Annotated in this window: 19 protein-coding genes; 7 read left to right on the forward strand and 12 right to left on the reverse strand. The window is 70.0% G+C overall.

Features of this window, described 5'->3' with window-relative positions; translation table 11 throughout:
* Positions 1 to 138 precede the first annotated feature (138 nt).
* From ACUP6Y_RS20390 to ACUP6Y_RS20420, 7 genes are all read left to right on the forward strand, one after another.
* Positions 139 to 1,398, forward strand: coding sequence for a hypothetical protein (locus ACUP6Y_RS20390; RefSeq protein WP_462552719.1), 1,260 nt, complete (start codon positions 139 to 141; stop codon positions 1,396 to 1,398).
* Entirely contained in the window at positions 1,395 to 1,868 is a 474-nt protein-coding gene (locus ACUP6Y_RS20395; RefSeq protein ID WP_462552721.1) for a hypothetical protein, read from the forward strand. The genes ACUP6Y_RS20390 and ACUP6Y_RS20395 overlap by 4 nt, the downstream gene beginning before the upstream one ends.
* Positions 1,869 to 1,909: 41 nt before the next feature.
* Positions 1,910 to 3,943, forward strand: a complete 2,034-nt coding sequence (locus tag ACUP6Y_RS20400) for a sensor histidine kinase (RefSeq protein WP_462552722.1) — start codon at positions 1,910 to 1,912, stop codon at positions 3,941 to 3,943.
* Positions 3,940 to 4,617, forward strand: coding sequence for a response regulator transcription factor (locus tag ACUP6Y_RS20405; RefSeq protein ID WP_462552723.1), 678 nt, complete (start codon positions 3,940 to 3,942; stop codon positions 4,615 to 4,617). The genes ACUP6Y_RS20400 and ACUP6Y_RS20405 overlap by 4 nt, the downstream gene beginning before the upstream one ends.
* 101 nt (positions 4,618 to 4,718) lie before the next feature.
* Positions 4,719 to 5,429 carry a hypothetical protein gene (locus ACUP6Y_RS20410; RefSeq protein WP_462552724.1) on the forward strand — a complete coding sequence of 237 codons (711 nt, stop codon included), beginning with the start codon at positions 4,719 to 4,721 and terminating at the stop codon, positions 5,427 to 5,429.
* Positions 5,426 to 5,581, forward strand: coding sequence for a hypothetical protein (locus ACUP6Y_RS20415; RefSeq protein ID WP_462552725.1), 156 nt, complete (start codon positions 5,426 to 5,428; stop codon positions 5,579 to 5,581). The genes ACUP6Y_RS20410 and ACUP6Y_RS20415 overlap by 4 nt, the downstream gene beginning before the upstream one ends.
* On the forward strand, positions 5,578 to 7,362 hold the full coding sequence (locus ACUP6Y_RS20420) for a hypothetical protein (RefSeq protein WP_462552726.1): 1,785 nt from the start codon (positions 5,578 to 5,580) through the stop codon (positions 7,360 to 7,362). Before ACUP6Y_RS20415 ends, ACUP6Y_RS20420 begins: the two co-directional genes overlap by 4 nt.
* A gap of 81 nt (positions 7,363 to 7,443) precedes the next feature.
* Here the strand turns inward: ACUP6Y_RS20420 and ACUP6Y_RS20425 are convergent, their stop codons facing one another.
* From ACUP6Y_RS20425 to ACUP6Y_RS20480, 12 genes are all read right to left on the reverse strand, one after another.
* On the reverse strand, positions 7,444 to 11,322 hold the full coding sequence (locus tag ACUP6Y_RS20425) for a DNA-directed RNA polymerase subunit beta' (protein WP_462552727.1): 3,879 nt from the start codon (positions 11,320 to 11,322) through the stop codon (positions 7,444 to 7,446).
* 110 nt (positions 11,323 to 11,432) lie between these two features.
* Positions 11,433 to 14,882 (reverse strand): DNA-directed RNA polymerase subunit beta, encoded by a 3,450-nt coding sequence (gene rpoB, locus ACUP6Y_RS20430; protein WP_462552728.1) that lies wholly within the window; start codon positions 14,880 to 14,882, stop codon positions 11,433 to 11,435.
* 488 nt (positions 14,883 to 15,370) lie between these two features.
* On the reverse strand, positions 15,371 to 16,234 hold the full coding sequence (locus ACUP6Y_RS20435; protein ID WP_462552729.1) for a J domain-containing protein: 864 nt from the start codon (positions 16,232 to 16,234) through the stop codon (positions 15,371 to 15,373).
* On the reverse strand, positions 16,231 to 16,950 hold the full coding sequence (locus ACUP6Y_RS20440) for a PT domain-containing protein (RefSeq protein WP_462552730.1): 720 nt from the start codon (positions 16,948 to 16,950) through the stop codon (positions 16,231 to 16,233). The genes ACUP6Y_RS20435 and ACUP6Y_RS20440 overlap by 4 nt, the downstream gene beginning before the upstream one ends.
* A gap of 10 nt (positions 16,951 to 16,960) precedes the next feature.
* On the reverse strand, positions 16,961 to 18,268 hold the full coding sequence (locus ACUP6Y_RS20445) for an MCE family protein (protein WP_462552731.1): 1,308 nt from the start codon (positions 18,266 to 18,268) through the stop codon (positions 16,961 to 16,963).
* Positions 18,265 to 19,719 (reverse strand): MCE family protein, encoded by a 1,455-nt coding sequence (locus tag ACUP6Y_RS20450; protein ID WP_462552732.1) that lies wholly within the window; start codon positions 19,717 to 19,719, stop codon positions 18,265 to 18,267. The genes ACUP6Y_RS20445 and ACUP6Y_RS20450 overlap by 4 nt, the downstream gene beginning before the upstream one ends.
* Complete coding sequence (locus ACUP6Y_RS20455) at positions 19,716 to 20,864, reverse strand: MCE family protein (protein ID WP_462552733.1); 1,149 nt, start codon at positions 20,862 to 20,864, stop codon at positions 19,716 to 19,718. The genes ACUP6Y_RS20450 and ACUP6Y_RS20455 overlap by 4 nt, the downstream gene beginning before the upstream one ends.
* Complete coding sequence (locus ACUP6Y_RS20460) at positions 20,861 to 21,829, reverse strand: MCE family protein (RefSeq protein WP_462552734.1); 969 nt, start codon at positions 21,827 to 21,829, stop codon at positions 20,861 to 20,863. The genes ACUP6Y_RS20455 and ACUP6Y_RS20460 overlap by 4 nt, the downstream gene beginning before the upstream one ends.
* 16 nt (positions 21,830 to 21,845) lie before the next feature.
* Positions 21,846 to 22,889 carry an MCE family protein gene (locus tag ACUP6Y_RS20465; protein ID WP_462552735.1) on the reverse strand — a complete coding sequence of 348 codons (1,044 nt, stop codon included), beginning with the start codon at positions 22,887 to 22,889 and terminating at the stop codon, positions 21,846 to 21,848.
* On the reverse strand, positions 22,886 to 24,133 hold the full coding sequence (locus tag ACUP6Y_RS20470) for an MCE family protein (RefSeq protein WP_462552736.1): 1,248 nt from the start codon (positions 24,131 to 24,133) through the stop codon (positions 22,886 to 22,888). The genes ACUP6Y_RS20465 and ACUP6Y_RS20470 overlap by 4 nt, the downstream gene beginning before the upstream one ends.
* A 7-nt stretch (positions 24,134 to 24,140) precedes the next feature.
* Entirely contained in the window at positions 24,141 to 24,968 is an 828-nt protein-coding gene (locus tag ACUP6Y_RS20475; RefSeq protein WP_204837999.1) for an MlaE family ABC transporter permease, read from the reverse strand.
* A 5-nt stretch (positions 24,969 to 24,973) separates the two neighbouring features.
* Positions 24,974 to 25,756 carry an MlaE family ABC transporter permease gene (locus ACUP6Y_RS20480; RefSeq protein ID WP_462552737.1) on the reverse strand — a complete coding sequence of 261 codons (783 nt, stop codon included), beginning with the start codon at positions 25,754 to 25,756 and terminating at the stop codon, positions 24,974 to 24,976.
* Positions 25,757 to 25,801: the final 45 nt, after the last annotated feature.

A 25,801-nucleotide genomic window follows, 5' to 3' on the forward strand; every position in this document is an offset into this window, starting at 1 on the left:
TCTCCACAGCCTCGGTCCCGGCCGACGTCCTGGGAAGTCGGGTCACCCGTCTCTGGAACCCGGGTCGGTCGGCCGACGAGGGTCGGGCTCATGCGACCACCCCGACCACCCCGACCCCTCCGACTCCTCGTCCTGACCATGCTCGCGCTCGTCGCCGGCGTTCTCGGCCTGCCCGGCGCCGGCACGCCGGCCGCCGTCGCGGCCCCGTCGAACGCCGGCACGATCGTCTACCTCAAGGGCCACGACATCTACGTCGCGCGCCCCGACGGCTCGGGCGAGCGGCGACTGACCACCGACGGATCGGCGGCGAGCCCGTGGCGCACGCCCAGCGGTGCGGACGACGGCACCGTCGTCGCCGCCCGCGGCACGATGATCGTGCGGATGGACCAGTGGGGAACGGTGCTCAACAGCTTCGACCCGCCCGACCTGTGGGACTCCGCGGGCCAGACCATCGGCGGCCAGATCGTGCACACGGTCGTGTCTCCGGACGGCACCAAGGTCGCCTACACCTACCAGCACTACACCTGCCCGCCGACCGGCGGCGCCTGCCGGACCCGGTGGACGACGGCCGTCAGCGCCGCGACGCACCTCACGTCGGCCCAGGAGCTCGGGTTCGCCTTCTACCCCGCCCCGTCGTGGGTCAGCGGCTCCCGCCTGATCCTGGGCGGCAACACCGACGACCTCAACGTGTTCGACCTGGCGACCAGCACCCGGCTGTGGTTCTACGACGCGCAGCCCAACGTGAGCGACCCTCACGACCTGTTCGAGCCGGCCGTCTCCCGCGACGGCACCGTCCTGGCGACCGTGCGAGGGGTGGGCGCCGAGCAGCACCTCATGGCCTGGACCGTCCAGGGCAACATCCGCAACGGTCCGTTGCCCGGCTGGCCGACCTGGACGTGCAAGCTCACCGGAGCCGAGAGCTTCGCCAGTCCGACCTTCGCACCCGACGACACCTCCCTCGCCTGGTCGGAGCCGGACGGGGTGTGGGCCGTGGAGGACCCACTGGCCTGCGCGCAGGATCCCACGCTCGTCATCCCCGGGGCGCACTCCCCGCACTGGACCGGTGCCGCCCTGCAGTCGGTCCGGCCGACCTACCCGAACCTGCCGGGCCAGCCCGGCAGCGGCTTCGCCCTCACCGGCGCCCCGAGCGTGCGGGCGAAGGGCGCGGTGCGGGCCGGGACGAGGCTCCGCGCCACCGCGGGCACCTGGCGGCCGGCACCCACCTCCGTGCGGTACCAGTGGCTGCGTGACGGCAAGGCGATCAAGAGAGCCACCAAGGCCTCGTACAAGGTGAAGAGGGCAGACCGGCGACACCGGGTGAGCGTCCGGGTCACCGTCAGCCGGGCCGGCTACGCGCCCGCGGTCGCGGTCAGCAAGAAGGTCAAGGTGCGCCGATGAAGTGCGCGGCACGGATCGTCGCCGGCCTGGTGGTGGCGCTGGTCGTGGGCGGCTGTGGTGACGACACGGCCGACCGGTCCGGCGACGCCACCTCCCCCGAGGTGGGTCAGGTCGACGGGGACGCGGTCGCCGACGTCCCGCAGGAGTGCCGCGACGCCTTCCCCCAGGCGCTCGGGCCGGCCGACCTCGACGAGATCGCGCTCCTGCCCGACGGGTTCCCGGCACCGCCGGTCGAGGCCACCTTGTGCATCACGGCCGAGACGGTCGGCGGTGGCCAGGAGACGGCGTCCTATGCCACGGACGCGACGGACGAGGAGATCCTGGCCGGCTACGAGGCCGCGCTCGCGTCGTACGACGCGACGCGTGACCAAGACGGCATCGGTCGGCCGATCGTGACGGCGACCGACGGGGACCTCGTCATCCAGGTGACGCCGCAGGACGGCGGCTTCGTCCTGGCTTTCGCCGGCTGAACCCGCCACCCCGAGCCGTCGGAGCGACCATGATGGGCGTCGTGCCCACGCCCGAGCCGCCGCCGCGCGACCGCGACGCCCGAAGCGCCGCGGGCCGCGTGGCGGCGGGACTCGGCGCGACGCAGGTGCTGCTCGCCGGGGTCACCCTCGCGATCCTCGTCTCGACGTCGCACGTCTCGGACCCTCCCTATGAGGTACGCCGGGGGCTGGCCCCTCTCGACCTGATCGTGAGCCTGATGTTCGGCCCGCTCGGAGCGCTGATCGTCGTGCGCAGTCGACATGCCGTCGGCTGGGCCTTCCTCGCCATCGGCTGGGGGTACGCCGTCACGGCGGCCGGCATCGCCTGGACCGTCCTGTGCGTGGCCCGTCCGGGACTGCCCGGCGAGTCGTGGGCGGCGCCGCTGCTGCCGACCGGCTGGACGACCGCCACTCTCCTCTCCCTCCTGGTGCTGCCGTTCCTGCTCACGCCGGAGCCGCCCACCGGCTGGGCGCGGCGCTTCGCCGTCGCCGGAGGCACGGTGGTGGCGCTGGCCACGACGATCCGCCTGCTCATCCAGACCCCCGACGCACCGCCCCACCCCCTCACCGACGGCGGCCGGCTCTCCGACCTCGCCTACGACGCCGATGCCACGCTCATCCCGATCTACTTCCTCCTCGGGCTGGCCGTCGCGGCCTGGCTGGTCCACCGGCTGCGCTCGGAGGAGGCCGAGCAGCGGCGCGGCCTGTCCTGGCTGCTCGTCGCCCTGGTGGTGGTGGCGGTCGCGTACATGACCTTCGAGATCGGCATCAGTCTCGAGGGCACCTGGTTCGTGGCCGGCATCGTGCTGCTCTCGATCGCCGAGGTCATGCTGCTCGCGGCGGTGTTCGTCCTCATCCGCCGCCAGCCCTCGTGGCGCATGGACCTCGCGATCTCCAGGACCCTGGTCGGCCTGTTGCTCACCGCGAGCCTGGTGGCGGTGTACGTTCTCGCGGTCTGGGCGCTCAGCATGGTCGTGCCGTGGGGTGCGGAGTCGACGGGCCTGGTCGCCGTCGCGGCGCTGGCACTGGCCGTGCTGCCGCTGCTGGACTGGTTGCAGCGGCAGGTCGAGCGGCTGGTCTTCGGGTCGGGAGCCGATCCGTCCGCGCTCCTCGAGCGCGTGGCGCAGGCACTCGAGTCGGGCGACCCCGACGGTCCCCAGCTCACCGGGCTGGTCGACGCACTGCGTCGCGCCCTGCGACTCGCCCGGGTCGAGGTGATCCTGCGCGGCACGCCCATCGTCTCGTCCGGGCGCCGCGACGACGACGATGCCGAGCGGTCCCTGCGCCTCGACCTGCGTCAGCGCGGACGGAACGTGGGAGTCCTGGTCGCCGTTCCCCCGCGCGGCGAGCGGCTCGACCCGCGGACAGTGCGACTCCTGCGTCAGATCTCGGGCCTGGTCGCCGTCGCCGCCCTCCTCGACGAGGCCAACCGCGCCGTCGAGGAGGCCCGCGCCCGGGTCGTCGAGGTGCGTCACGAGGAGCGCCGGCTGCTGCGCCGTGAGCTCCACGACGGCCTCGGTCCCGCGCTGTCGGGAACCGCCCTCGCGCTCGCCGCGGTCCCGGCGACGTCGCGGCTCAGTCCCGACGACGCCATCTTGCTGCGCCGCCTCGTGGACGAGCTCAGCCATCGCGCGGACGACGTCCGACAGATGGCGCGGGTGCTGCTGCCGCCGGTGCTGGACGAAGGCCGGCTCGGCGAGGCGCTCGCACTGCTCGCCGAGCGGTACACGATGCCGCACTTCGCCGTCACCATCGAGGCTCCGCACGCCGACCGGCTCGACGGCATCCACCAGATCGTCGTCTACCAGGTCGCCTCGGAGGCGATCCGCAACGCGGCCCGACATGCCGGCGCGCGGCATTGCCTCGTCCGGCTCACCCTCCCGGCGCAGGGCGGAATCCGCCTGGAGGTGTGCGACGACGGACGCGGGATCGACGAGAACTCCTCTCCTGGGGTGGGCATCGTGTCCATGCGCGAGCGGGCGGCCGAGCTCGGCGGCACGGTCCAGGCGCGCGCCCGCGAGGAGAAGGGGACCCGGGTGGTCATGATGCTGCCATGAACGACCTCGAGCCGATCCGGGTGCTGGTCGTCGACGACCACCCGGTGTTCCGGATCGGGATGGGCGCGCTGTTGCGCTCCCTGCCGGACGTGGAGGTGGTCGGCGAGGCCGCGGACCGGGCCGAGGCCCTGGCCGCCGTCCACGACCACGCTCCGGACGTCGTCCTCATGGACCTCGATCTCGGCGACGACTCGGGGGTCGAGACGACCCGCGAGCTGTGCCGCCGCGATCCGACGCTCGGCGTCCTGGTGATCACGATGCTCGGCGACGACGACTCGCTCTTCGCCTCGATCCGTGCCGGGGCGCGTGGATTCCTGCTCAAGGGCGCCTCGCCCGACGAGGTGGCCCGGGCGGTCCGCTCGGTGGCGAACGGCGACTTCCTCCTCGGCCCCCAGCTCGCCCAGCGCGGCGCGCTCTACCTCTCGGGCGCCCGGACCCGCGGCACGCTGCCGTTCCCCGAGCTGACCGACCGCGAGCGCGAGGTCGTGGACCTGGTGGCGCGGGGCTACGACAACGCCACGATCGCCCGGCGCCTGGTGCTCAGCAGCAAGACCGTGCGCAACTACGTGTACGGCGTGCTCGCCAAGCTCGACATACCCGACCGCGGGCAGCTGATCGTCCGGGCCCGCGAGGCCGGGCTGGGCGGCGAGGAGTCCGACGACGGGTCCCGCTGAGTGTCCCGCCGGATGTCCCGTCGCATGTCCCGGCCGACGGCCCAGGAGATCGTGACGGCTGGACCTGATGTCCGGGCCGTCGGTCCGCCCAGCCTGGAGGCATGAACGAAACCACTCCCCTGTCCCCGTCCGTGCCCGCATCGTCGGGCCCGGAGAGCCGCGGCGGCTTCACCGCGTGGCCCCTGCTGATCTCCCTGTGCGGCCTGCTCGGCGTGATCGCGCTCTTCCTCGAGGGCCGACCCGACGGCGACAGCGACTTCGACTACCCCGTGACCGCCGAGGACGTCCTCGGCCTCGACCACATCCCGTACCGGCTCTCCGGCGCGATCGGCTACCTCCTCGCCCTCCTGCTGATCGCGGCCGCCGTCATCTGGCGCCACCGCGTCGAGCGGCGCTTCCCCGGCTCGTCGGGCGCGACCGCCGTGTCGTACGGCGTCGTCGCCACCGCCGCCCTGGTCACGCTGACCTACGGCTGGCGCGGCGCGGTCGGCAACTATCTCCCGACCGGCGCCGAGGGCGACACCTACGACGCCGAGGGCCTCTACAACTACTACATCATGACCGACTTCAGCCCCTACATCGCGTTCATCCCGCTGCTCGCCTCGGCGTACGGACTGGCCTGGATGGCGTTCCGGGAGCGGCTGGTCTCGCGCGGCCTGGGGGCCCTGTCGGCCCTGTTCGCGACCGCGCTGCTGCTCGCCGTGTTCGTGACCGGTGTGCCCGGTCTGCCCTCGATGATCATCGTGGGTCTGGTCGTGGCCGGCATCTGGCTGGCCGCGGGCCGCAGCGCGATCACGGCGGCCCAGGCATGAGGTGCCGAGCCATCGCCGCGGGCGCCACCGGGGCGTCGTACAAGCTGCGCAAGGCGGACGCGAAGCGACTGATCACCGTCCAGGTGACCGCCACCACGCCTCACCGCCCGCAGGTCTTCTCGGTGTCCGCTCCGAAGGAGGTGCGCCGATGACGTCCCACCGGACCCGACGGTTCCTCGCCGTGCTCGCCCTGGCCGGTGTCGGCGCAGGCACGGCGGCCCCGGCTCGGGCCGACCTGCCTCCCGGCGGTGGCGACACCACGCCACCGAAGATCGTGGTCGACATCCCTCCCAGCCCCTGGGAGGGCTGGTACGCCGGCCCCGTCCAGGTCATCCTGTCGGCCACCGACGCCGCCGGGGTCGAGGGTATGTCCTACCGCCTCACCGGCGCCCAGACCGGCGAGGGCAGCACCGACATCGAGCCCATCGGCTTCACGATCAGCGAGCCGGGCGTCACCACGATCGCGATCACGGCGACCGACGTCAACGGCAACCGTGCGACGAGGACGTACGGCGTCGGCATCGACCTCACCGACCCGACGCTCACCGTCGGCGGAACCCTCACCGAGGACGCGGATCTGCACGCGGGTGAGGTCCGCACGGTGGAGTTCCACTGCGACGACGCCCCGACCGGTCTGGCGTCGTGCACCGCCGTGAACGACGGCAGGACCCTGGCCTCGGGGGACGCCGTCAACACGGCCGGGACGGGGCGCCACGAGGTCACGGTCACGGCGACCGACCGGGTCGGTCGGGCCCGGGAGCGGACGATCCGCTACTGGGTGGACTACCCGCCCCTGGCCGTCGTCAGCAACCCGGTCATCGAGGGAGATCCCGCCACGGCACACGTCGGTCAGGAGCTGCGTGTCGGAGGGGCGGCCTTCGCGCCCACCCCCGGATACGTCATCTACGAATGGCTGGTCGACGGCGTGTTCGTCGCCCACGGCCCCACCTACATGCCGCGGGACGCTCAGCTCGGCAAACGCATCTCGGTGCGTGCGTTCGGCTCCCTGGCCAGCGGCCACCGGGAGACCCACACGCCCGCCGTCGGCAACCTCCTCATCGAGCGCGGGCCGCTCCAGGTGACCCGGCAGCCGGCCATCGACGGGAACCCCACCGCCATCTGGCCCGGTGAGCAGCTCCGAGCCGACGGCGCCGCGTTCGAACCCGCCGCCAGCAGCGTGGCCTACCGCTGGTACGCCGGGGACGAGCTCGTCGGCACCGGCGCCACCTACACCGCCCGGCCGGCCGACGTCGGCAGGAGGATCGCGGTGCAGGCCGTCGGGACGCGAGCCGGTCACCCGGACACCACCAGCGGCAGGGTCGGCGCCGTGCTCGTGCTGAACCACGAGTTCGTCGTCGAGGGCGGGCCCACGGTGAGCGGTACGCCGCGCGTGGGCGAGGAGCTCGTGATCGCCGGCGCCCACGTCAGCCCGGACCCGCAGGTCGTCCGGAGCTTCTGGACCATCGGCACCACCGTCGTGGAGACCGACGTACCGCGGCTGCTGGTCACCCGGGAGCACGCCGGCCGCACGATCAGCTGCCACCAGGAGCTCTCCAAGCCCGGGTACGCCGACGTCCGGCTGCCATGCACGTTCGCGGGCGGCGTCGGCAGCGTGACCGTCCCCGAGGCGATCGAGCCGCCGTCCGGCGGTACCACGGACGCGGCCTGGAGCGTCCTGACACCCACCTCGATCCAGGGCAGGGCCCGAGCCGGCAGGAGGCTGCGCGCCGTGCTGCCCCAGCTCACCGCACCGGCCTCGGGTTGGCGCTATCGGTGGCTGCGCAACGGCAAGCCGATCAAGGGTGCGACCAAGGCGTCGTACCCGGTCCGCCGGGCCGATCGCGGCCGCAGGCTCACCGTCCGCGTCACCGCCTCCGCGCCCGGGCGCGCCGATCTCGTCTCGGTCTCACCGGCCAGGCGGATCCGGCGCTGAGCCCCCTCCCCGAGGGATCCACGAGGGGAAAGGACGAGGGCCCTCCCGAGCCGCGCTCGGGAGGGCCCTCGGTGACCGGCCTCAGCTCTGGTAGGAACCGAAGTCGAAGTCGTCCAGCGCCACGGCCTGGCCCTGGTTGCCGAACTCGTAGTCGTAGGACTCGTAGCCCGTGACGGCGTACGCCGCGGCGCGCGCCTCCTCGGTCGGCTCGACCCGGATGTTCCGGTACCGCTCCAGGCCGGTGCCGGCCGGGATCAGCTTGCCGATGATCACGTTCTCCTTCAGGCCGCGCAGGCTGTCGGAGCGGCCGTTGATCGCGGCGTCGGTGAGCACCCGGGTGGTCTCCTGGAAGGAGGCCGCCGAGAGCCACGACTCGGTCGCGAGCGAGGCCTTGGTGATGCCCATCAGCTCGGGGCGACCCGAGGCCGGCTTGCCACCCTCGGAGACCACGCGGCGGTTCTCCTCCTCGAACCGGACCCGGTCGACGAGGTCGGACGGCAGCAGGTTGGTCTCACCCGACTCGAGCACCGTGATCCGGCGCAGCATCTGCCGCACGATGATCTCGATGTGCTTGTCGTGGATCGACACGCCCTGCGACCGGTAGACCTCCTGGACCTGGTCGACGAGGTGCTGCTGCGTACGACGCACGCCGAGGATGCGCAGCACCTCCTTCGGGTCCTCGGTTCCGGCGGTGAACTTGTCGCCCACCTCGACCCGGCCGCCGTCCTCGACGAGCAGCCGCGAGCGGCGGGAGACGGGGTACTCCTTGACGTCGCTGCCGTCGTCGGGGGTGACGACGATGATGCGCGCCTTGTCGGTCTCCTCGATCTGCACCCGGCCGGCGGCCTCGGAGATCTGGGCGTGACCCTTGGGAGTACGGGCCTCGAAGAGCTCCACCACGCGGGGCAGACCCTGCGTGATGTCGTCGGCGGAGGCCACACCACCGGTGTGGAAGGTACGCATCGTCAGCTGCGTGCCGGGCTCACCGATCGACTGGGCCGCGATGATGCCGACGGCCTCGCCGATGTCGACCAGCTTGCCGGTGGCCAGCGAGCGGCCGTAGCACTTGGCGCAGGTGCCGGTGCGGGCGTCGCAGGTCAGGACCGAGCGGACCGTGACCTCCTCGATGCCGGCCTCGATCAGCTCGGCGATCTTGACGTCACCGAGGTCCTCACCGGCCACGGCGAGCACCTCGCCCGTGGTCGGGTGGGTGATCTCCTTGGCGGCCGAACGGGCGTACGCCGCGGTCTCGGCGTTCTCGTCCTTGACGACGACGCCGTTCTCGTCCTTGATGCCGATCACCTTGGGCAGGCCGCGCTCGGTGCCGCAGTCCTCCTCGCGGATGATGACGTCCTGCGACACGTCGACCAGACGACGGGTGAGGTAGCCCGAGTCGGCGGTCCGCAGCGCGGTGTCCGCCAGACCCTTGCGGGCGCCGTGGGTGGAGATGAAGTACTCCAGCACGGAGAGACCCTCGCGGAAGTTGGCCTTGATCGGCCGCGGGATGATCTCGCCCTTCGGGTTGGCCACCAGACCACGCATGGCGCCGACCTGGTTGATCTGGTTGAAGTTGCCCGAGGCGCCCGAGTGGACCTGCACGTAGATCGGGTTGGTCGGGTTGGCCTCGAAGGTGGCGCGCAGGGCCTTGCCGACCTCCTGGCTCGCCTTCGTCCAGATCTCGATGAGCTCCTGACGGCGCTCCTCGTCGGTGACCAGACCGCGCTCGTACTGCTTCTGGATCTTGGCCGCCGACTCCTCATGCACGGCCAGGATCTCGGCCTTGTTCGGGGGCGTGATGACATCGTCGATCGACACGGTCACACCGGAGCGGGTCGCCCAGTGGAAGCCGTTGTCCTTGAGCGCGTCCAGGGACGCCGCGACGACGACCTTGGGGTAGCGCTCGGCGAGGTCGTTGACGATCGCGCCGAGGCGCTTCTTGCCGACCTCCTCGTTGATGTAGGGGTAGTCGGCCGGCAGCGCGTCGTTGAAGATCGTGCGGCCCAGGGTCGTCTCGACGATGGCCGCCTCGCCCTCGGCCACGCCCTCGAGGGCGTAGTCGTGGAGGCGGATCCGGACCCGGTCCTGCAGCGAGATCTCGCCCCGGTCGTAGGCCATGATCGCCTCGGCCGGGGACGTGAAGGTGCGCAGGCGGGTCTCGCCCTCGATCTCGATCGTCGCCTCGCCACGCTCGGTGGTGAGGAAGAACAGGCCGATGATCATGTCCTGGGTCGGCATGGTCACCGGACGACCGTCCGACGGCTTGAGGATGTTGTTGGTCGACAGCATCAGGATCCGCGCCTCGGCCTGGGCCTCGGCGGACAGCGGCAGGTGGACGGCCATCTGGTCACCGTCGAAGTCCGCGTTGAACGCGGTGCACACGAGCGGGTGGAGCTGGATGGCCTTGCCCTCGATCAGCTGCGGCTCGAAGGCCTGGATGCCGAGACGGTGCAGGGTGGGCGCACGGTTGAGCAGCACGGGGTGCTCGGTGATGACCTCTTCGAGGACGTCCCACACGACCGGGCGCGCGCGCTCGACCATCCGCTTGGCGGACTTGATGTTCTGCGCGTGCGAGAGGTCGACGAGCCGCTTCATGACGAACGGCTTGAAGAGCTCGAGCGCCATCTGCTTGGGCAGACCGCACTGGTGCAGCTTGAGCTGCGGACCCGACACGATGACCGAGCGGCCCGAGTAGTCGACGCGCTTGCCGAGCAGGTTCTGGCGGAAGCGGCCCTGCTTGCCCTTGAGCATGTCGGACAGCGACTTCAGCGGCCGGTTGCCCGGGCCGGTGACGGGACGACCACGACGGCCGTTGTCGAACAGCGAGTCGACGGCCTCCTGGAGCATCCGCTTCTCGTTGTTGACGATGATCTCCGGCGCGCCCAGGTCCAGCAGCCGCTTGAGGCGGTTGTTGCGGTTGATGACGCGGCGGTACAGGTCGTTGAGGTCGGAGGTCGCGAACCGGCCACCGTCGAGCTGCACCATCGGGCGCAGGTCCGGCGGGATCACCGGGACGGCGTCGAGGACCATGCCCTCGGGCTTGTTGCCGGTCTTGCGGAAGGCCTCGACGACCTTGAGCCGCTTGAGGGCGCGGACCTTGCGCTGGCCCTTGCCGGTGGCGATGGTCTCGCGCAGGCTCTCGACCTCGGCGTCGAGGTCGAAGGACTGCAGGCGCTTCTGGATCGCCGTGGCGCCCATGTGGCCCTCGAAGTACTTGCCGAACCAGTTCTTCATCTCGCGGTAGAGCACCTCGTCACCCATGAGGTCCTGCACCTTGAGGCTCTTGAACGTGTCCCACACCTCGTCGAGGCGGTCCAGCTCGCGCTGGGCGCGGTCGCGCAGCTGCTTGAGCTCGCGCTCGGCGCCGTCACGGACCTTGCGGCGCTGGTCGGCCTTGGCGCCCTCGGCCTCGAGCGTGGCGAGGTCGTCCTCGAGCTTCTTGGTGCGGTCCTCGAGACCGGCGTCGCGGCGCTTCTCGATCGACTCGCGCTGCAGCTGGATCTTGCCCTCGAGGGAGGTCAGGTCGCGGTGGCGGGCGTCCTCGTCGACGGCGGTGATCATGTACGCCGCGAAGTAGATGACCTTCTCCAGGTCCTTCGGGGCGAGGTCGAGCAGGTAGCCGAGGCGGCTCGGGACACCCTTGAAGTACCAGATGTGGGTCACCGGAGCGGCGAGCTCGATGTGGCCCATCCGCTCGCGGCGGACCTTCGAGCGGGTCACCTCGACGCCGCAGCGCTCGCAGATGATGCCCTTGAAGCGGACCCTCTTGTACTTGCCGCAGTAGCACTCCCAGTCCCGGGTGGGACCGAAGATCTTCTCGCAGAAGAGGCCGTCACGCTCGGGCTTGAGCGTGCGGTAGTTGATGGTCTCCGGCTTCTTGACCTCGCCGTGGCTCCACGTCCGGATGTCGTCCGCGGTGGCCAGGCCGATCTGAAGCTGGTCGAAGAAGTTCACGTCGAGCACGATGGCTGCTGTCCTTCGTTAGTTCTGTGAAAGGTGAGGCTGGGGACTGAGGCCCGCCGGAGGCCGAGGAGGTTGCGCTGCAACCCCCACGAGACCTCCGGCGGAAACGCTCAGACTTCTTCGACGGAGGGGTTCTCGCGCCGGGACAGGTCGATGCCCAGCTCCTCCGCGGCGCGGAAGACGTCCTCGTCGGCGTCCTTCAACGCGATGGTGGAGCCGTCCTGGGACAGCACCTCCACGTTGAGGCACAGCGACTGCATCTCCTTGACGAGAACCTTGAACGACTCCGGGATGCCCGAGTCGGGGATGTTCTCGCCCTTGACGATCGCCTCGTAGACCTTGACGCGACCGGGCACGTCGTCGGACTTGATGGTCAGCAGCTCCTGCAGGGCGTAGGCGGCGCCGTACGCCTCCATCGCCCAGACCTCCATCTCGCCGAACCGCTGGCCACCGAACTGGGCCTTACCGCCCAGCGGCTGCTGCGTGATCATCGAGTAGGGGCCGGTCGAGCGCGCGTGGATCTTGTCGTCGACCAGGTGGTGGAGCTTGAGGATGTACATGTAGCCGACCGAGACCGGGCTCTTGAACGGCTCGCCGGAGCGGCCGTCGAAGAGGCTGGCCTTGCCGGTCTCCTTGACCATCCGGACACCGTCGCGGTTGGGCAGGGTCTGACCGAGCAGGCCGGTGATCTCGTCCTCACGGGCACCGTCGAAGACCGGCGTGGCCAGCTTCGTGTTCGGGTCGGCCTTGTCGGCGCCGATGGCGGTGAGGCGCTTGGCCCAGTCCTCGTCGGCGACGTCGGCACCCAGGTGCCAGCCCTGCTTGCCGAGCCAGCCGAGGTGCAGCTCGAGGATCTGGCCGATGTTCATCCGACGCGGCACACCCAGCGGGTTGAGCACGACGTCGACCGGCGTGCCGTCCTCCATGAACGGCATGTCCTCGATCGGCAGGATCTTCGCGATGACGCCCTTGTTGCCGTGACGGCCGGCGAGCTTGTCGCCCACGGAGATCTTGCGCTTCTGCGCGACGTAGACGCGAACCAGCTGGTTGACACCCGGCGGGAGCTCGTCGCCCTCCTCGCGGTCGAAGACCCGCACGCCGATGACCGTGCCGGACTCACCGTGCGGCACCTTCATCGAGGTGTCGCGGACCTCGCGCGCCTTCTCACCGAAGATCGCGCGGAGCAGGCGCTCCTCGGGCGTCAGCTCGGTCTCGCCCTTGGGCGTGACCTTGCCGACGAGGATGTCACCGGTCGACACCTCGGCGCCGATCCGGATGATGCCCCGCTCGTCGAGGTCGGCGAGCATCTCCTCGCTGACGTTCGGGATGTCGCGGGTGATCTCCTCCGGACCCAGCTTGGTGTCGCGGGCGTCGACCTCGTGCTCCTCGATGTGGATCGAGGTGAGGACGTCCTCCTGCACCAGGCGCTGGCTGAGGATGATGGCGTCCTCGTAGTTGTGGCCCTCCCACGGCATGAACGCCACCAGCAGGTTGGTGCCCAGCGCCATCTCGGCCATGTCGGTGCAGGGACCGTCGGCGATCGGCGAGCCCACCTCGACCCGGTCGCCGGCCTCGACCAGCGGGCGCTGGTTGATGCAGGTGCCCTGGTTGGAGCGCTTGAACTTCGCGAGGCGGTACGACGAGTAGGTGCCGTCGTCGTTCATGGTCTCGACGAGGTCGGCGGAGACCTCCTTGACCACACCGGCCTTGTCGGCCACGACCACGTCGCCGGCGTCGACGGCGGCCCGGTACTCGATGCCGGTGCCGACGACGGGTGAGTCGCTCTTGATGAGCGGCACGGCCTGACGCTGCATGTTGGCGCCCATGAGCGCGCGGTTGGCGTCGTCGTGCTCGAGGAACGGGATCAGGGCGGTCGCGACCGACACCATCTGACGCGGCGAGACGTCCATGTAGTCGACGTCGTCGCCCGGGATCTCGGAGACCTCGCCCTGGCGCAGTCGCACCAGCACCCGGTCCTCGACGAACCTGCCCTCGGCGTCGAGCACGGCATTGGCCTGCGCGATGACGTAGCGGTCCTCGTCGTCGGCGGTGAGGTAGTCGATCTGGTCGGTGACCCGGCCGTTCTCGACCTTGCGGTACGGCGTCTCGACGAACCCGAACGGGTTGATCCGGCCGTACGACGCGAGCGAGCCGATCAGGCCGATGTTCGGGCCTTCCGGCGTCTCGATCGGGCACATCCGGCCGTAGTGCGACGGGTGGACGTCACGGACCTCCATGCCGGCGCGGTCACGGGACAGACCACCCGGGCCGAGCGCGGACAGGCGGCGCTTGTGGGTCAGGCCCGCGATCGGGTTGGTCTGGTCCATGAACTGGGAGAGCTGCGAGGTGCCGAAGAACTCCTTCAGCGCCGCGACCACGGGCCGGATGTTGATCAGGGACTGCGGCGTGATCGCCTCGACGTCCTGGGTCGTCATCCGCTCGCGGACCACGCGCTCCATGCGGGCCAGACCCGTGCGGAGCTGGTTCTGGATCAGCTCGCCGACCGTGCGCATGCGGCGGTTGCCGAAGTGGTCGATGTCGTCGGCGGAGACCGGGAGGTCCTTGCCGTCGGCGTCGGTGCGGATCTCGCCGCCGATGGCGGTGACGTACTGGTCGTTGTTGTGGAGCTGGACGATGTACTTGATGGTCGCGACCATGTCGGCGATCGTCATCGTCTGCTGGTCGAAGGCCTCGCGCGAGCCGAGCTTCTTGTTGACCTTGTAGCGGCCGACCTTGGCCAGGTCGTAGCGCTTCGGGTTGAAGTAGTAGTTCTTCAGCAGCGTCAGCGCGGCCTCACGCGTCGGCGGCTCGCCCGGGCGCAGCTTGCGGTAGATGTCGAGCAGCGCGTCGTCCGGACCCTGGGTGTTGTCCTTCTCCTCGGTCAGCTGGATCGACTCGTACTGACGCAGGTCGGCCATGACGGCCTCGTAGTCGTACTCCTCGCCGGTGTCCTCGGCGATGGCCTGGAGGGCCTTGAGCAGGACCGTGACGTTCTGCTTGCGCTTGCGGTCGAGGCGGACGCCGACCATGTCGCGCTTGTCGATCTCGAACTCCAGCCACGCGCCGCGGCTCGGGATCAGCTTGGCGGTGAAGATGTCCTTGTCGGACGTCTTGTCGGCGGTGCGCTCGAAGTAGACGCCCGGCGAGCGGACCAGCTGGGAGACGACGACGCGCTCGGTGCCGTTGATGACGAAGGTGCCCTTGGGGGTCATGAGCGGGAAGTCGCCCATGAAGACCGTCTGGCCCTTGATCTCACCGGTCTCGTTGTTGGTGAACTCGGCGGAGACGTAGAGCGGCGCGGAGTAGGTGAGGTCCTTCTCCTTGCACTCGTCGACGGTGTACTTCGGGTCGTAGAAGACCGGGTTCTCGAACGAGAGCGACATGGTCTCGGAGAAGTCCTCGATCGGGGAGATCTCCTCGAAGATCTCCTCGAGACCGGACTTGTCGGAGGCGTCCTGGCCCTCGGCCCGACGGGCCTCGATCCGGGTCTTGTGGGCCTCGTTGCCGATCAGCCAGTCGAAGCTGTCGGTCTGGAGCGAGAGAAGCCTCGGGAGCGCCATCGGCTCCTGGATCTTCGCGAAAGAGATGCGGGACTTACCGGGGGTGGTGCGCGCGGCCAAGAGTTGTCCTTCGACGGGTTCGACTCTTCGAGAGCGCCCTGACCCACCACGTCATCGACCACCGGGCAGGCCGAAGCGCATCTGAGGGCAGGCGCAAGGAGCCACGATACACGAAATGTGTACGCTCCACAATGTCGACTGAGCAACACGCACGCAGTCGAGGAGCGGTCCCATCGGTGGCCGGTGGAATCCGGTCCGCCGATCATGCTCGGCAGCGGCGCGCAGGTCAAGACCGCCCGCGCGTGCGAAGGCGCGGTGAGCGGACGCAGGTCGAGGAGCACCGACGAGCTCGCGCCGCGAAGCAGGCGAGGCCGTGGCGCGTCACGAGACCCGGCGAGACGCTGCCGGAACCGTCCCTGGAGGATTGGGGAGAGCATGGCCGGAGGTCTCGAGACGGCCGCTGGGCGACCTCCTCGACCACCGGTGGGTCACTTCTCGCAGCGGTCGTCCGTACACAGGTCGTCGAGCAGCCAGCGGGACTGGCTGCCGGCGGCCTTGACCAGGATGAACGTGGCCCACATGCGCAGCACGAACGGCTCCTGACCGGCCTTGGTGACGTACTGGTCGATGAACACCACGACCGTCGCCCGCCTGCCGTTCGCGCTGACCCGGGTCAGGGCGGTGCCGGCCGACTTGGCCTCGACCGCGACCTTCTGGCTCTCGGCCTCCTTGGTCAGCTCGGGCCAGCCGGCGGCCTGCTTCTGGGCCATCTTGTCGCTCATGTAGCCGCGCAGCCGCTCGAGGTCGGCGGCCATCGTCTTGTGGTCGTACGACAGCACCGGCGCGACCATCTGCTCGGCCGCGGCCTCGGCGTCCAGCGCGGCACGCTCGACCCGGACGTTGCGCTCGGCGATCTGCTTGGCGGAGCGCTCGCCGCTCGCACCGGGCGTCAGCACCAGGCCCACCGCCAGGGCGACGGAGAGCACCGCCGCGACGGCAGCCGCGGCCAGGGCGACTCCGCCCGGGCCGTCCCGGCGCCCGCGCGAGGTGGGAGTCTCACCGGCCGGCCGGTGACGCTCCCGTTGGGACGAGGAAGGCTCTTCGTCCAGGCGCGGGTCTTGACGTCCAGCCTCCTCGGCCGCGTCCTCGGCGGCCGCGCGCTCGGCACTCAGCTCGGCGTCGTACGCCGTGCGCTTGGCGGCGTCGAGCAGCACGCCGGCGGCGTCGCTGTAGGCCCGGAACCGGCGCTCGGTCGGGTCGAGGTCCGCGATCGCGCCCTTCCACGCGGCGCGGATCTCGTCCTCGGTGGCGTCCTCGTCGACGTCGAGGAGGTCGTAGAGGTTGGTGCTCACCGCTCCTCCCCCGTGGACGCGGACGGCGTGCCCGACGGCTGCTCGGTCGGCTGCTCGGTCGGCTGCTCGGTCGGCTGGCCGGTGGACTCGCCGCCGGCGGCGCCGTCCTCGGGGATCGAGGCCTCACCGAAGGAGGGCAGCTCGTCGTCGAGGTCGTCGAGGTCGTCGACCAGCCAGGTGCCGTGCTGCTTGACCAGCGACACCTGGTAGCGGAACCGCAGCGGCTCGAGCTCGACCTGCTCGCTGCCGTCGGCCGGCGAGGGGTAGCCGAACTGGACGATGCCGGCGACCAGCAGCTCGGCGGAGTCGTCGTCGATGCTGGCCACGCCGACGGCGTACGGCGTGCCCTTGCGGTCGATCTGGGTCTGCTTGACCGTCTCCTCGGCATAGCCGACGTTCTTGTCGAAGACGGTGCGGAACTTGGCGGTCATCAGCTCGCCGACCGCGGCGTAGTCGGGCATCTTGCCGGAGCTGTCGAGCAGGTCGGGGCCATAGGTGTTGAACCGCTGGACGAAGGTCTTGCCCGCGGCCAGCACCTTCTCGCGGTCGACCGACTCGTCGCGCGGCGGGTCGAGCAGGGAGTCGAGCTTCCTGCCGGGGTTGCCGGCCTCCCCCTTGTCGGCGAGGGTCCACACGCTGACCCCGAGGGCGGCCACGACGACGCCGAGCAGCAGCCCGATCACGCTCCAGCGGAGCGTGGCACTGGTGCCCGTCACGCGAGGCGCCTCAACGGGTGGTCGGGTCGAGCAGCGGTTGGAGGTAGAGCCACTTCCACGAATCCTTCCCCAGCGACGGCGGCGCCACGTTACCGCGCGCGGCGGACCATTCCTGGTCCTGGGCCGTCACACCCCACTCCAGCTCGCCGGTGTCGGGGTCCACCCGGACACCCACGTCGTAGCCCTGGACGCCGGGCGCGACCCGCGGGAGGTTCTGCGGACCACGCGGGTTGCTCTGGGTGATCGGCTCGGTGCAGCCCACGTCGTCGGGCATCGGGACGTTGCCGCGGTCCGACTCGGGGTTGCGACGGGTCGTCAGATAGCCGGCGTAGCAGGGCGTCGCGAGCGGCGAGAGGATCAGGCCGAAGTGGGCGTCCCAGAAGCCGCTGCCCCCCTCCGCCTTGGACTTGCGGCCGACGACGACCTGCCCCGCGCCGACGGCGTAGGGGTAGACCACCAGCATCTGCTTGAGCGCGTCGAGGTGCTTGACCACGACCTCGCCGGTCGCGACCAGGTTGGCGAGCAGCTCGCTGAGCTCGACGCCGTTCTGCTCCAAGAAGGTGCGCAGCTGGGTCGCGGCCACCGAGCCGGAGTCGATCACCTTGCGCAGGGCCGGGTCGGCGCCGGCGAGCGCCGAGCTGAACAGCGAGAGCTGCTGGGCGAAGGTCCGCAGCGACGACTCCGAGGCCACCTGGCCCTGCAGGACGGTGTTGCTGTCGCGGATCAGCGCGGTGGTCAGGTCGAAGTTCGCGTCGGCGGTCTCGATGAAGGAGTTGCCGGTGTCGATGATCCGCTGGAGGTCCGGTCCGGTGCCGGCGAAGGCCTCGCCGAGCTCGTGGACGGTCGTGCTCAGCGCCTCCCGGTCGACGCTCGAGACGGTCGCGGACAGGTCGCCGAGCAGCTTCTCGGTCGCGATCGGCGTGGCGACCTCGGTGATCTGCGAGCCCTCCCGCAGGTACGGCCCGCCGTCGACCTGGGGCTGCAGCTCGACGTACTGCTCGCCGACGGCGGAGCGGTTGCCGACCAGCGCCCGGGTGTCGGCGGGGATCTTGTCCCACGACTTGTCGATGTCGAGCTTCACGTCGACCCCGTCGTCGGTGAGCACCAGGTCCCCCACGGTCCCGATCCCGACGCCACGATAGGTCACCTCGGCGCCGGTGAAGATGCCGCCGGACTGCGGGTAGTGGGCGGTGACGGTGTAGCTGCGGTCGATGACCACGCGGTCGAGCTTGGCGTAGCGGGCGCCGACGAACGAGACGCCGACGAGCGTGATGACCGCGAAGACGATGAGCTGGATGCGGGTACGACGGGTGATCACTGCGCCGACCTCCCCTTCTGGCGGCTCGCGACCAGCGGCGCGGCGTACAGACTCACCAGACTGGTGTCGTACGTCGCGTCGAAGTCGCGCCACATGGCGTCGGCCTGGCTTGACCCGCCCGGGGCCGCGCGGCCGAGTCCGCCGCCGGTGAGCACGTTCGAGAGCAGGTCGCCGAGCGGGTTGGCGGTCGCGCTCGGGGCGCTGGCGGTGGCACCGGACCGGGCGCCGCCGGTCAGGCCGCCGCAGAGCAGCTTGACCGCCTGGCAGACGTTGTCGACCAGAGCCCCCGGCAGCTTGAGGCAGGCCTGGAGGTCCGGCGGCGTCTTCAGGCAGCTCTGCAGGGTGGCCGTGGCCGCCGGACACAGCGTCTTGAGGTCGATCAGGACGTCGAGCGGCAGGTCGGGCAGGTCGTTGGTCGCGATGCACACCAAGTCGGGCAGCTTGAGGTTGCCGACGTCGAGCGCGAGATCGATCGACAGGTTGACGTAGTCGCCCATGTGCAGATTGCGGGCGACCTGCGGGTCGCGACCGACGGCCTCGTCGATGAACGGATAGGTCAAGAAGGTGCTGAAGCCCTTCGCGAAGTCGTCGCCGGCCTCGGCGATCTGGAAGAGCACCGGGTCGAGCATCTTGAGGGTGTCGATGGTGGCGGTCTTCGTGGTCTTGATGACCCGGACCCCGACGTCGCTGAGCTGGGTGAGCCCGTCGAGCATCGTGACCAGGTCGCCGCGCTGTCGGTCGAGCGACTCCAGGGCGCTCGGCAGCTCGTCGAGCGCCCGGTCGATGCTCGCCTGGTGCTGCTTGGCGGTGACCGCGAGCCGGTTGACCGACTCGATGGCCTCCACGATGTCCTGCTTGCGCTGGTCGAGCTGGCCCATCAGCGAGGAGACCTGGGTGAGCACCGACTTCGCCGAGTCCTCCCGGCCCTCGAGGGCCAGGTTGAGCTCGGTGGAGATGGTCTTGAGCTGGGCGATGCCGCCGCCGTTGAGGACCAGGCTCAGGGCACCCAGCACCTCCTCGACCTCCGGGTTGCGCCCGCCGTCCTCGATGACATCTCCGTCGGAGAGGTGGCCCTGGGCCCCGGTCGCCGGCGCGGCCAGGGAGACGAACTTCTCGCCGAGCAGGCTGGTCTGGCGGATCGAGGCGACCGGGTTGTCGGGCAGGTCGACGTCCTTGCGCAGCTCGAGGGTGACGACGGCCTGGTAGCCGTCGAGGCGGACCTCGCTCACCTGGCCGACCGCGACGTCGTTGACCTTCACCGAGGACTTCGGGACCAGGTCGAGGACGTCGTCGAAGCGGACGCTGATCGTGATCGGGTCCTTGCCGGTGTCGGCGCCACCGGGCAGCGGCAGCTCGTAGACGTCGAAGTCGCAGCCGGTGAGCAGCAGTGCGCCCGCGAGCAGCACAGCGCCGGCCCTCACCCGGTTGCGGAGGCTGGAGCGGCGGGTCATCGGTCCACCTCCACCAGGCCGTTGAGGGTCGGGTCGTAGGCCTGGCCGTACCAGGAGCCGGTGCCGAACGGGGCACTGCGCGGGAGCAGCTTCTCGACGAGGTCGCAGATGTCGCCGTTGGCGTCGGCACCGGACACCAGGGCGCACACCACCGCCGACGGGTTCGACGTCAGCTCGTGGAGGATGTTGCCGAGGTTGGCGTTGGTGTCGAGCGTGGCGTCCTTGGGGTTGTACGTGTGGTAGAGGTTCGTCAGCGCCAGCGGGCCGGCCTGGAGCAGCTCGTCGAGCGCGCCACGTTGGCGGACCAGGACCTTCGCCACCCGGTTGACGTCACGGATGTTGCGCCCCAGGACCGCGCGGTTGCGCTTCACGAACCGCGCGACCTGGTCGAGCGCCGTACCGAGGTTGGACAGGGCGGTCGTCAGCTCCTGGCGCTCGTCGGCCAGCAGCGAGGAGACGTCGCCGAGGGACTTGCTGAAGTCGCGCACCGTCGTGTCGTTGTCGGCCAACGTCTTGAGGAACGACTCGAGCTGCTTGGCCGAGTCGAAGAGGTCGTCCTTGTTGTTGTCGAGCGTCTCGCTCAGCCGGCCGAAGTCCTCGATCGTCTGGTGGAACTGGGCGCCCTGGCCGCCGAAGTTCTTGGCGGTCTGCTCGAGGAGGTCGCTGAGCGCGCCGTCCTTGTTGGCGCCGTCGGGGCCGAGCGCGACGGTCAGCTTGTCGATGCTGCCATAGATCTCGTCGAGCTCCAGCGGGATCGCGGTCTTGGTGGCGTCGATGACGGTGTTGTCGGCCATCACCTGGTCGCCGTCCTCGAAGGCCGGCGAGAGCTGGATGTAGCGGTCGCCGACGACCGACGGCGACACGATGACGGCGTCCGCGTCGGCCGGGACCGAGATGTCGGAGTCGTAGGCCATCACGACCTTGACCTTGGTGCCCTCGGGCACCACCTCGCGGACCCGGCCGACCGGGATGCCGAGGATCCGGACCTCGCTGCCCTCGTAGACCGACACGGCCCGCGGGAAGTACGCCGTGACGGTCTTGTCGTTGCCGCCGCCGCCGAACATCCAGACCAGGCCGGTGACGACCAGGAGCCCGATGACGGCCAGCGGCAGCCAGCGCCGCACCCCGTTCGCTGTCGTGGTCACTGTCCCACCGTCCCGGGCACCGGGGGCAGGTTGAAGATGTAGGTGTCGAACCACGGCCCGTTGCCGAGCGTGCTGGCGAACACCCGGTAGAACGGCGCCATCAGGTGGATCGAGTCCTCCAGGTTGTCCTCGTTCTTCTTCACGACCTGCAGCACCGAGTCGAGGTGGTCGAGCGCGGGCTTGAGGTCGGCCCGGCTGTCCTTGATCAGACCGGTGAGCTTGGTGCTCAGCGTGCTCGTCGACTCCAGCAGCCGATGGATCTGCGCCTTGCGCTGCAGCAGCGCGGTGAACAGCGAGTCGGCGTCCTTCATCAGCGCCACGATGTCCTCGTCGCGCGAGTCGAGCACGGTCGAGACCCGGTTGAGGTTCTTGAGCAGCGAGTTGATCTCGTCATCGCGCGAGGCCACCGTCTTGGCCAGGGCCGAGAGGCCGTCGAGCGCCGAGCGGAACTCCTCGGGCGTGTTGCGGGTCAGGTCGGCCAGCGTCGTGAGCGCGCCGGCGAGCTGGTCGGTGTCGATGTCGGCCGAGGTCTCGGCGAGGCCGGAGAACGCCTCGACGACGTCGTACGGCGAGCTGGTGCGCTCGACCGGGATCACCGAGCCCTCCGCGAGCTGGCCCTGACCGGACGGCTCGAGGGACAAGAACATGGAGCCGAGGATGGTCTTCACCTTGATGTCGGCACGGGTCTGGTCGCCGAACGGGGTGTCGGTCTTGAGCTTGAAGGCAACCTTGACCGAGTTGCCGTCGAGCTCCATCGAGGTCACCTGGCCGACCCGGACGCCGGCGATGCGGACCTCGTCCTTCGGCTTGAGCCCGCCGGCCTCCGAGAAGGAGGCGTAGTAGGTGTCGCCGCCGCCGATCAGCGGGAGGTCGTTGGCCCGGAAGGCGGCGACCAGGCCGAGCAGCAGCACGGCGATGCTCACCGCGCCGATCACCACGGGGTTGCGCTCGCGGAAGGGCTTCATGACCTCACTCCTCCCCTCATCCGAGCGTGCAGCGGTCGGCGGTCGCGCCGTAGGTGGCGCTGACCGGGTTGTTGAGGCCGGGGACCTTGATCGTGGCCTTGAAGTGGCACAGGTAGAAGTTGAACCAGGAGCCGTAGGTCGCCGTACGGCCGATCTTGGTGAGCTTGATCGGCAGGACCTGCAGCGCGCGGTCGATCTCCTGCCGGTTGTCGTCGAGGGTGCCCGCGACCTTGCGCAGCTCCTTGATGTCCTTGATGAACGGGTCCTTGATGTCGGTGACCAGGGCGGCGGTCTGCACCGACAGCTCCGAGATCGAGTCGAGCGAGCCGAGGATCGCCTCGCGGTCGTCGTTGAGGCCGCCCACCAGAGCGCGGAAGCTGTCGATCAGGTTGGTCAGCTGCTTGTCGCGGTCGGCGACGTGGTCGAGGACGTAGTCGAGGTTGCTCAGCAGCTCGCCGATCACCTGGTCGCGGTCCGCGAGCGTCTGGGTGACCGAGGCGGTGCTGGACAGCAGGCCCTCGACGGTGCCGCCCTCGCCCTGGAAGACCTGGACGACCTCGTAGGACAGCTTGTTGATGTCGTCGGGCGAGAGTGCCTGGAAGAGCGGCTTGAAGCCGTTGAAGAGCACGGTCAGGTCGAGCGCCGGCTTGGTCCGGTCGACCGGGATCGCGGCGTCCTCCTCGAGCTGCTGCCCGCTGTCGCCCTCCTGGGTCAGCGAGATGTAGCGCTGCCCGATCAGGTTGCGGTACTTGACGGTGGCGTGGGTCGCGTCGTCGAGCCGGGTGTCGGAGTCGACGGTGAAGGTGACCCGGGCGCGGTTGGCGTCGAGGATCGCGACCTTCTGGACGGTGCCGACCTTGACGCCCGCGATCCGGATGTCGTCGCCCTTGTTGACGCCGGTGGCGTCGACGAAGTCGGCGGCGTACTCCTTCGTGGAGCCGAAGGACAGGTTGCCGATGGTGATGATCAGCACGCTGGTCGCGAGCGCGGTGGTCACCATGAACACGACCAGGCGGATCAGGTCGCCGCTGGTCTTCTTGTCGAGGCCGCGCAGACTCATCGGGCCGCCTCCGCGAGGAGGGGGCCGGCCAGCAGCACGGTGAGGTCGGTGTCGGCGTCGTACTCCTGGGCGAGGGCGCCGCGCAGGGCGGTGACGTCGTCGGGGCTGCCGGTGTAGCCGGTCGGGGCCGGACGCAGGTTGCCCTTGCCGGTGTCACCGTTCATGCCGTCGTTGAGGTGCGGCAGCGGCGGGAACGGGTTGTCCTGGCTCCACTGGAAGTCCGGCAGCCCGTGGCAGTCGGGACCGCGGTCGTCGCCGAACTTCGGGCGGTCGGCCGGGGTGTACCTGCGCGGCTGGTCCTGCAGCGTCTCGAGCACGATGTGGAGCTCGAAGCCGCGGAACGCCTCGGCCAGGCGGCCCTGGGCCTTGACGATGCCGGCCGCCATGCACGGGATGGTCGGCGCGTAGCGGGCCACCGCCGCCAGGATCTGGGTGCTCAGCTCGCCGGCGCGCTTGAGCCGCTCGGCGTTGGCGTCGAGGAAGGAGCGCGCGGTGTCGGAGAAGCTGCGGATGTCGCGCAGGGTCGCGCTCAGCGCGGCCTCGCGCTCCTCGATGGTGCCGGTGGTCTTCACGGTGTCGTCGAGGATCTGGGCCACCTGCGGGAGGATGTCGGCGTACGTGTCGGACACGTCGGCGGTCAGCTTGAGGTCCTCGAGCAGCGCCGGGATCTGCGGGTTGAGCCGCTTGAGGTAGCCGTCGAGCGTCTCGAGGTTCTTGCCGAGCAGCTCGCCCCGTCCCTGCAGAGCGGTCGAGATCGCGGTCAGCGTCGCGTTGAGGTCGGCGGGCTGGACCGTGCGCAGCAGCGGGTAGAGGTCGGAGAGGACCTCCTCGAGCTCGGTCGAGACCTGGGTGCGGTCGATGGTCGCGCCGGCGCGCATCGTGCCGCTCGGGCCGGCGTCGGGCACGACCAGGGAGACGTACTTCTCACCGAACAGCGTCTTCGGCACGATCGAGCCGGTCACATTGGCCGGGATCACGCCGATCTTGTCGGGGTAGATGCCGAGGGTCAGCTCGGCGCCGCTGGTGCCGGTGCGGGCGTCGAGCACCTCGCCCACGATCACGCCGCGGACCTTGACGTCGGCGCGGGTGGGCAGCTGGAGACCGATCGACGACGTCTTGAGGGTGACCTCGTCGTAGTCGGTGAACTTCTTGGCGAAGGTGGCGTAGGTGAGCCACACGCCGAGCACCAGCAGCGCCACGAAGATGACGCCGAGCGCCTTGTGGGCCGACAGGATCCGGTCCATCAGCCGATCACCCCGCGAGCCTGACGGTCGTCGAGGCACCCCAGATGGCCATCGACAGGAACAGGTCGATCACGTTGATCGCCACGATGCTGGTCCGCACCGCCTTGCCGACCGCCACGCCCACGCCGGCGGGACCGCCCGAGGCGGTGTAGCCGTGGTAGCAGTGGATCAGGATCACGACCACCGCGAACACCAGCACCTTGCCGAAGGACCACAGCACGTCGCCCGGTGGCAGGAACTGGTTGAAGTAATGGTCGTAGGTGCCCGATGACTGGCCGTAGAACTGGGTCACCACGAGCCGGCTCGCGACGTACGACGAGAGCAGGCCGACGACGTACAGCGGGACGATCGCGATCAGCCCGCCGATGACCCGCGTGGTCACCAGGAACTGCATCGACGGGATCGCCATCACCTCGACGGCGTCGATCTCCTCGGAGATCCGCATGGCGCCGAGCTGGGCGGTGAAGCCGCATCCGACCGTGGCGGCGAGCGCGATACCGGCGACCAGCGGGGCGATCTCGCGGGTGTTGAAGTAGGCGGACACGAAGCCGGCGAAGGCGGCCGTGCCGAGCTGGTTGAGCGCGGCGTACCCGGACAGTCCGACCTGGGCGCCGGTGAAGAAGGTCATGCCGATGATGACGCCGACGGTGCCGCCGATGACCGCCAGGGCGCCCGAGCCGAGGGTGACCTCGGCCAGGATCCGCAGGATCTCGCGCGGGTAGCGCTTGACCGAGCGCGGCAGCGCCAGCAGCACCTTGAGGTAGAAGGACAGCTCGTGACCGAGGTTGTCCAGGCCCTTCATGGGCCGGTCGTAGATCGCCTTGATGCTCGCCACGGTCGTCAACCCGTCTTCGGGGGCACGACCTGCAGGTAGATCGTGCTCAGCGTGAAGTTGACGACGAACAGGAGCAGGAAGGTGATGACGACGGACTCGTTGACGGCGTCCCCGACGCCCTTCGGGCCGCCACCGGCGTTCATGCCCTTGTAGGAGGCCACGATCGCGGCGATCAGACCGAAGACCAGCGCCTTGATCATGCCGATCCACACGTCGGGCAGCTGGGCGAGCGCGGTGAAGCTGGCGAGATAGGCGCCGGGGGTGCCGTCCTGCAGGATCACGTTGAAGACGTAGCCGCCGGCGACGCCGACGACGCTGACCATGCCGTTGAGGAAGACCGCGACCAGCATGCAGGCGAGGACACGGGGGACGACGAGGCGCTGGATCGGGTCGATGCCCAGCACCATCATGGCGTCGAGCTCCTCGCGGATCTTGCGCGCGCCGAGGTCGGCCGCGATCGCCGAGCCCCCGGCGCCGGCGATGAGCAGCGCGGTCGCGATCGGTCCGGCCTGCTGGATGACGGCGAGGACCGAGGCGGAGCCGGTGAACGACTGGGCGCCGAACTGCTTGATCAGGCCGCCGACCTGCAGCGCGATGACCGCGCCGAACGGGATCGCGACGAGGGCGGTCGGGATGATCGTGACCGACGCGATGAACCAGGCCTGCTGGATGAACTCCCGGCCCTGGAACGGCCGCCGGAACAGCCCGCGCCCCACGTCCAACGCGAAGGCGAACAGCTTGCCCGCGGTCCCGAGTGGGGCGACCACGCGCGCAGCAGTGAGCGACACCTACCGCCCCTTTCCTCGTCCTTGTGTGTCGTTCCCCCGGGTCGT

It is taken from the genome of Nocardioides sp. S5-5 (genome assembly GCF_054954065.1).

Bases quoted from the DNA above. Each gene is read 5' to 3' on its own strand.
- ACUP6Y_RS20465 (WP_462552735.1), bottom strand. From the start codon at position 22,889: ATGAGTCTGCGCGGCCTCGACAAGAAGACCAGCGGCGACCTGATCCGC.
- ACUP6Y_RS20470 (WP_462552736.1), bottom strand. From the start codon at position 24,133: ATGGACCGGATCCTGTCGGCCCACAAGGCGCTCGGCGTCATCTTCGTG.
- ACUP6Y_RS20450 (WP_462552732.1), bottom strand. From the start codon at position 19,719: ATGACCCGCCGCTCCAGCCTCCGCAACCGGGTGAGGGCCGGCGCTGTG.
- ACUP6Y_RS20390 (WP_462552719.1), top strand. From the start codon at position 139: ATGCTCGCGCTCGTCGCCGGCGTTCTCGGCCTGCCCGGCGCCGGCACG.
- ACUP6Y_RS20410 (WP_462552724.1), top strand. From the start codon at position 4,719: ATGAACGAAACCACTCCCCTGTCCCCGTCCGTGCCCGCATCGTCGGGC.
- ACUP6Y_RS20420 (WP_462552726.1), top strand. From the start codon at position 5,578: ATGACGTCCCACCGGACCCGACGGTTCCTCGCCGTGCTCGCCCTGGCC.
- ACUP6Y_RS20460 (WP_462552734.1), bottom strand. From the start codon at position 21,829: ATGAAGCCCTTCCGCGAGCGCAACCCCGTGGTGATCGGCGCGGTGAGC.
- ACUP6Y_RS20405 (WP_462552723.1), top strand. From the start codon at position 3,940: ATGAACGACCTCGAGCCGATCCGGGTGCTGGTCGTCGACGACCACCCG.
- ACUP6Y_RS20415 (WP_462552725.1), top strand. From the start codon at position 5,426: ATGAGGTGCCGAGCCATCGCCGCGGGCGCCACCGGGGCGTCGTACAAG.
- rpoB (WP_462552728.1), bottom strand. From the start codon at position 14,882: ATGGCGCTCCCGAGGCTTCTCTCGCTCCAGACCGACAGCTTCGACTGG.
- ACUP6Y_RS20395 (WP_462552721.1), top strand. From the start codon at position 1,395: ATGAAGTGCGCGGCACGGATCGTCGCCGGCCTGGTGGTGGCGCTGGTC.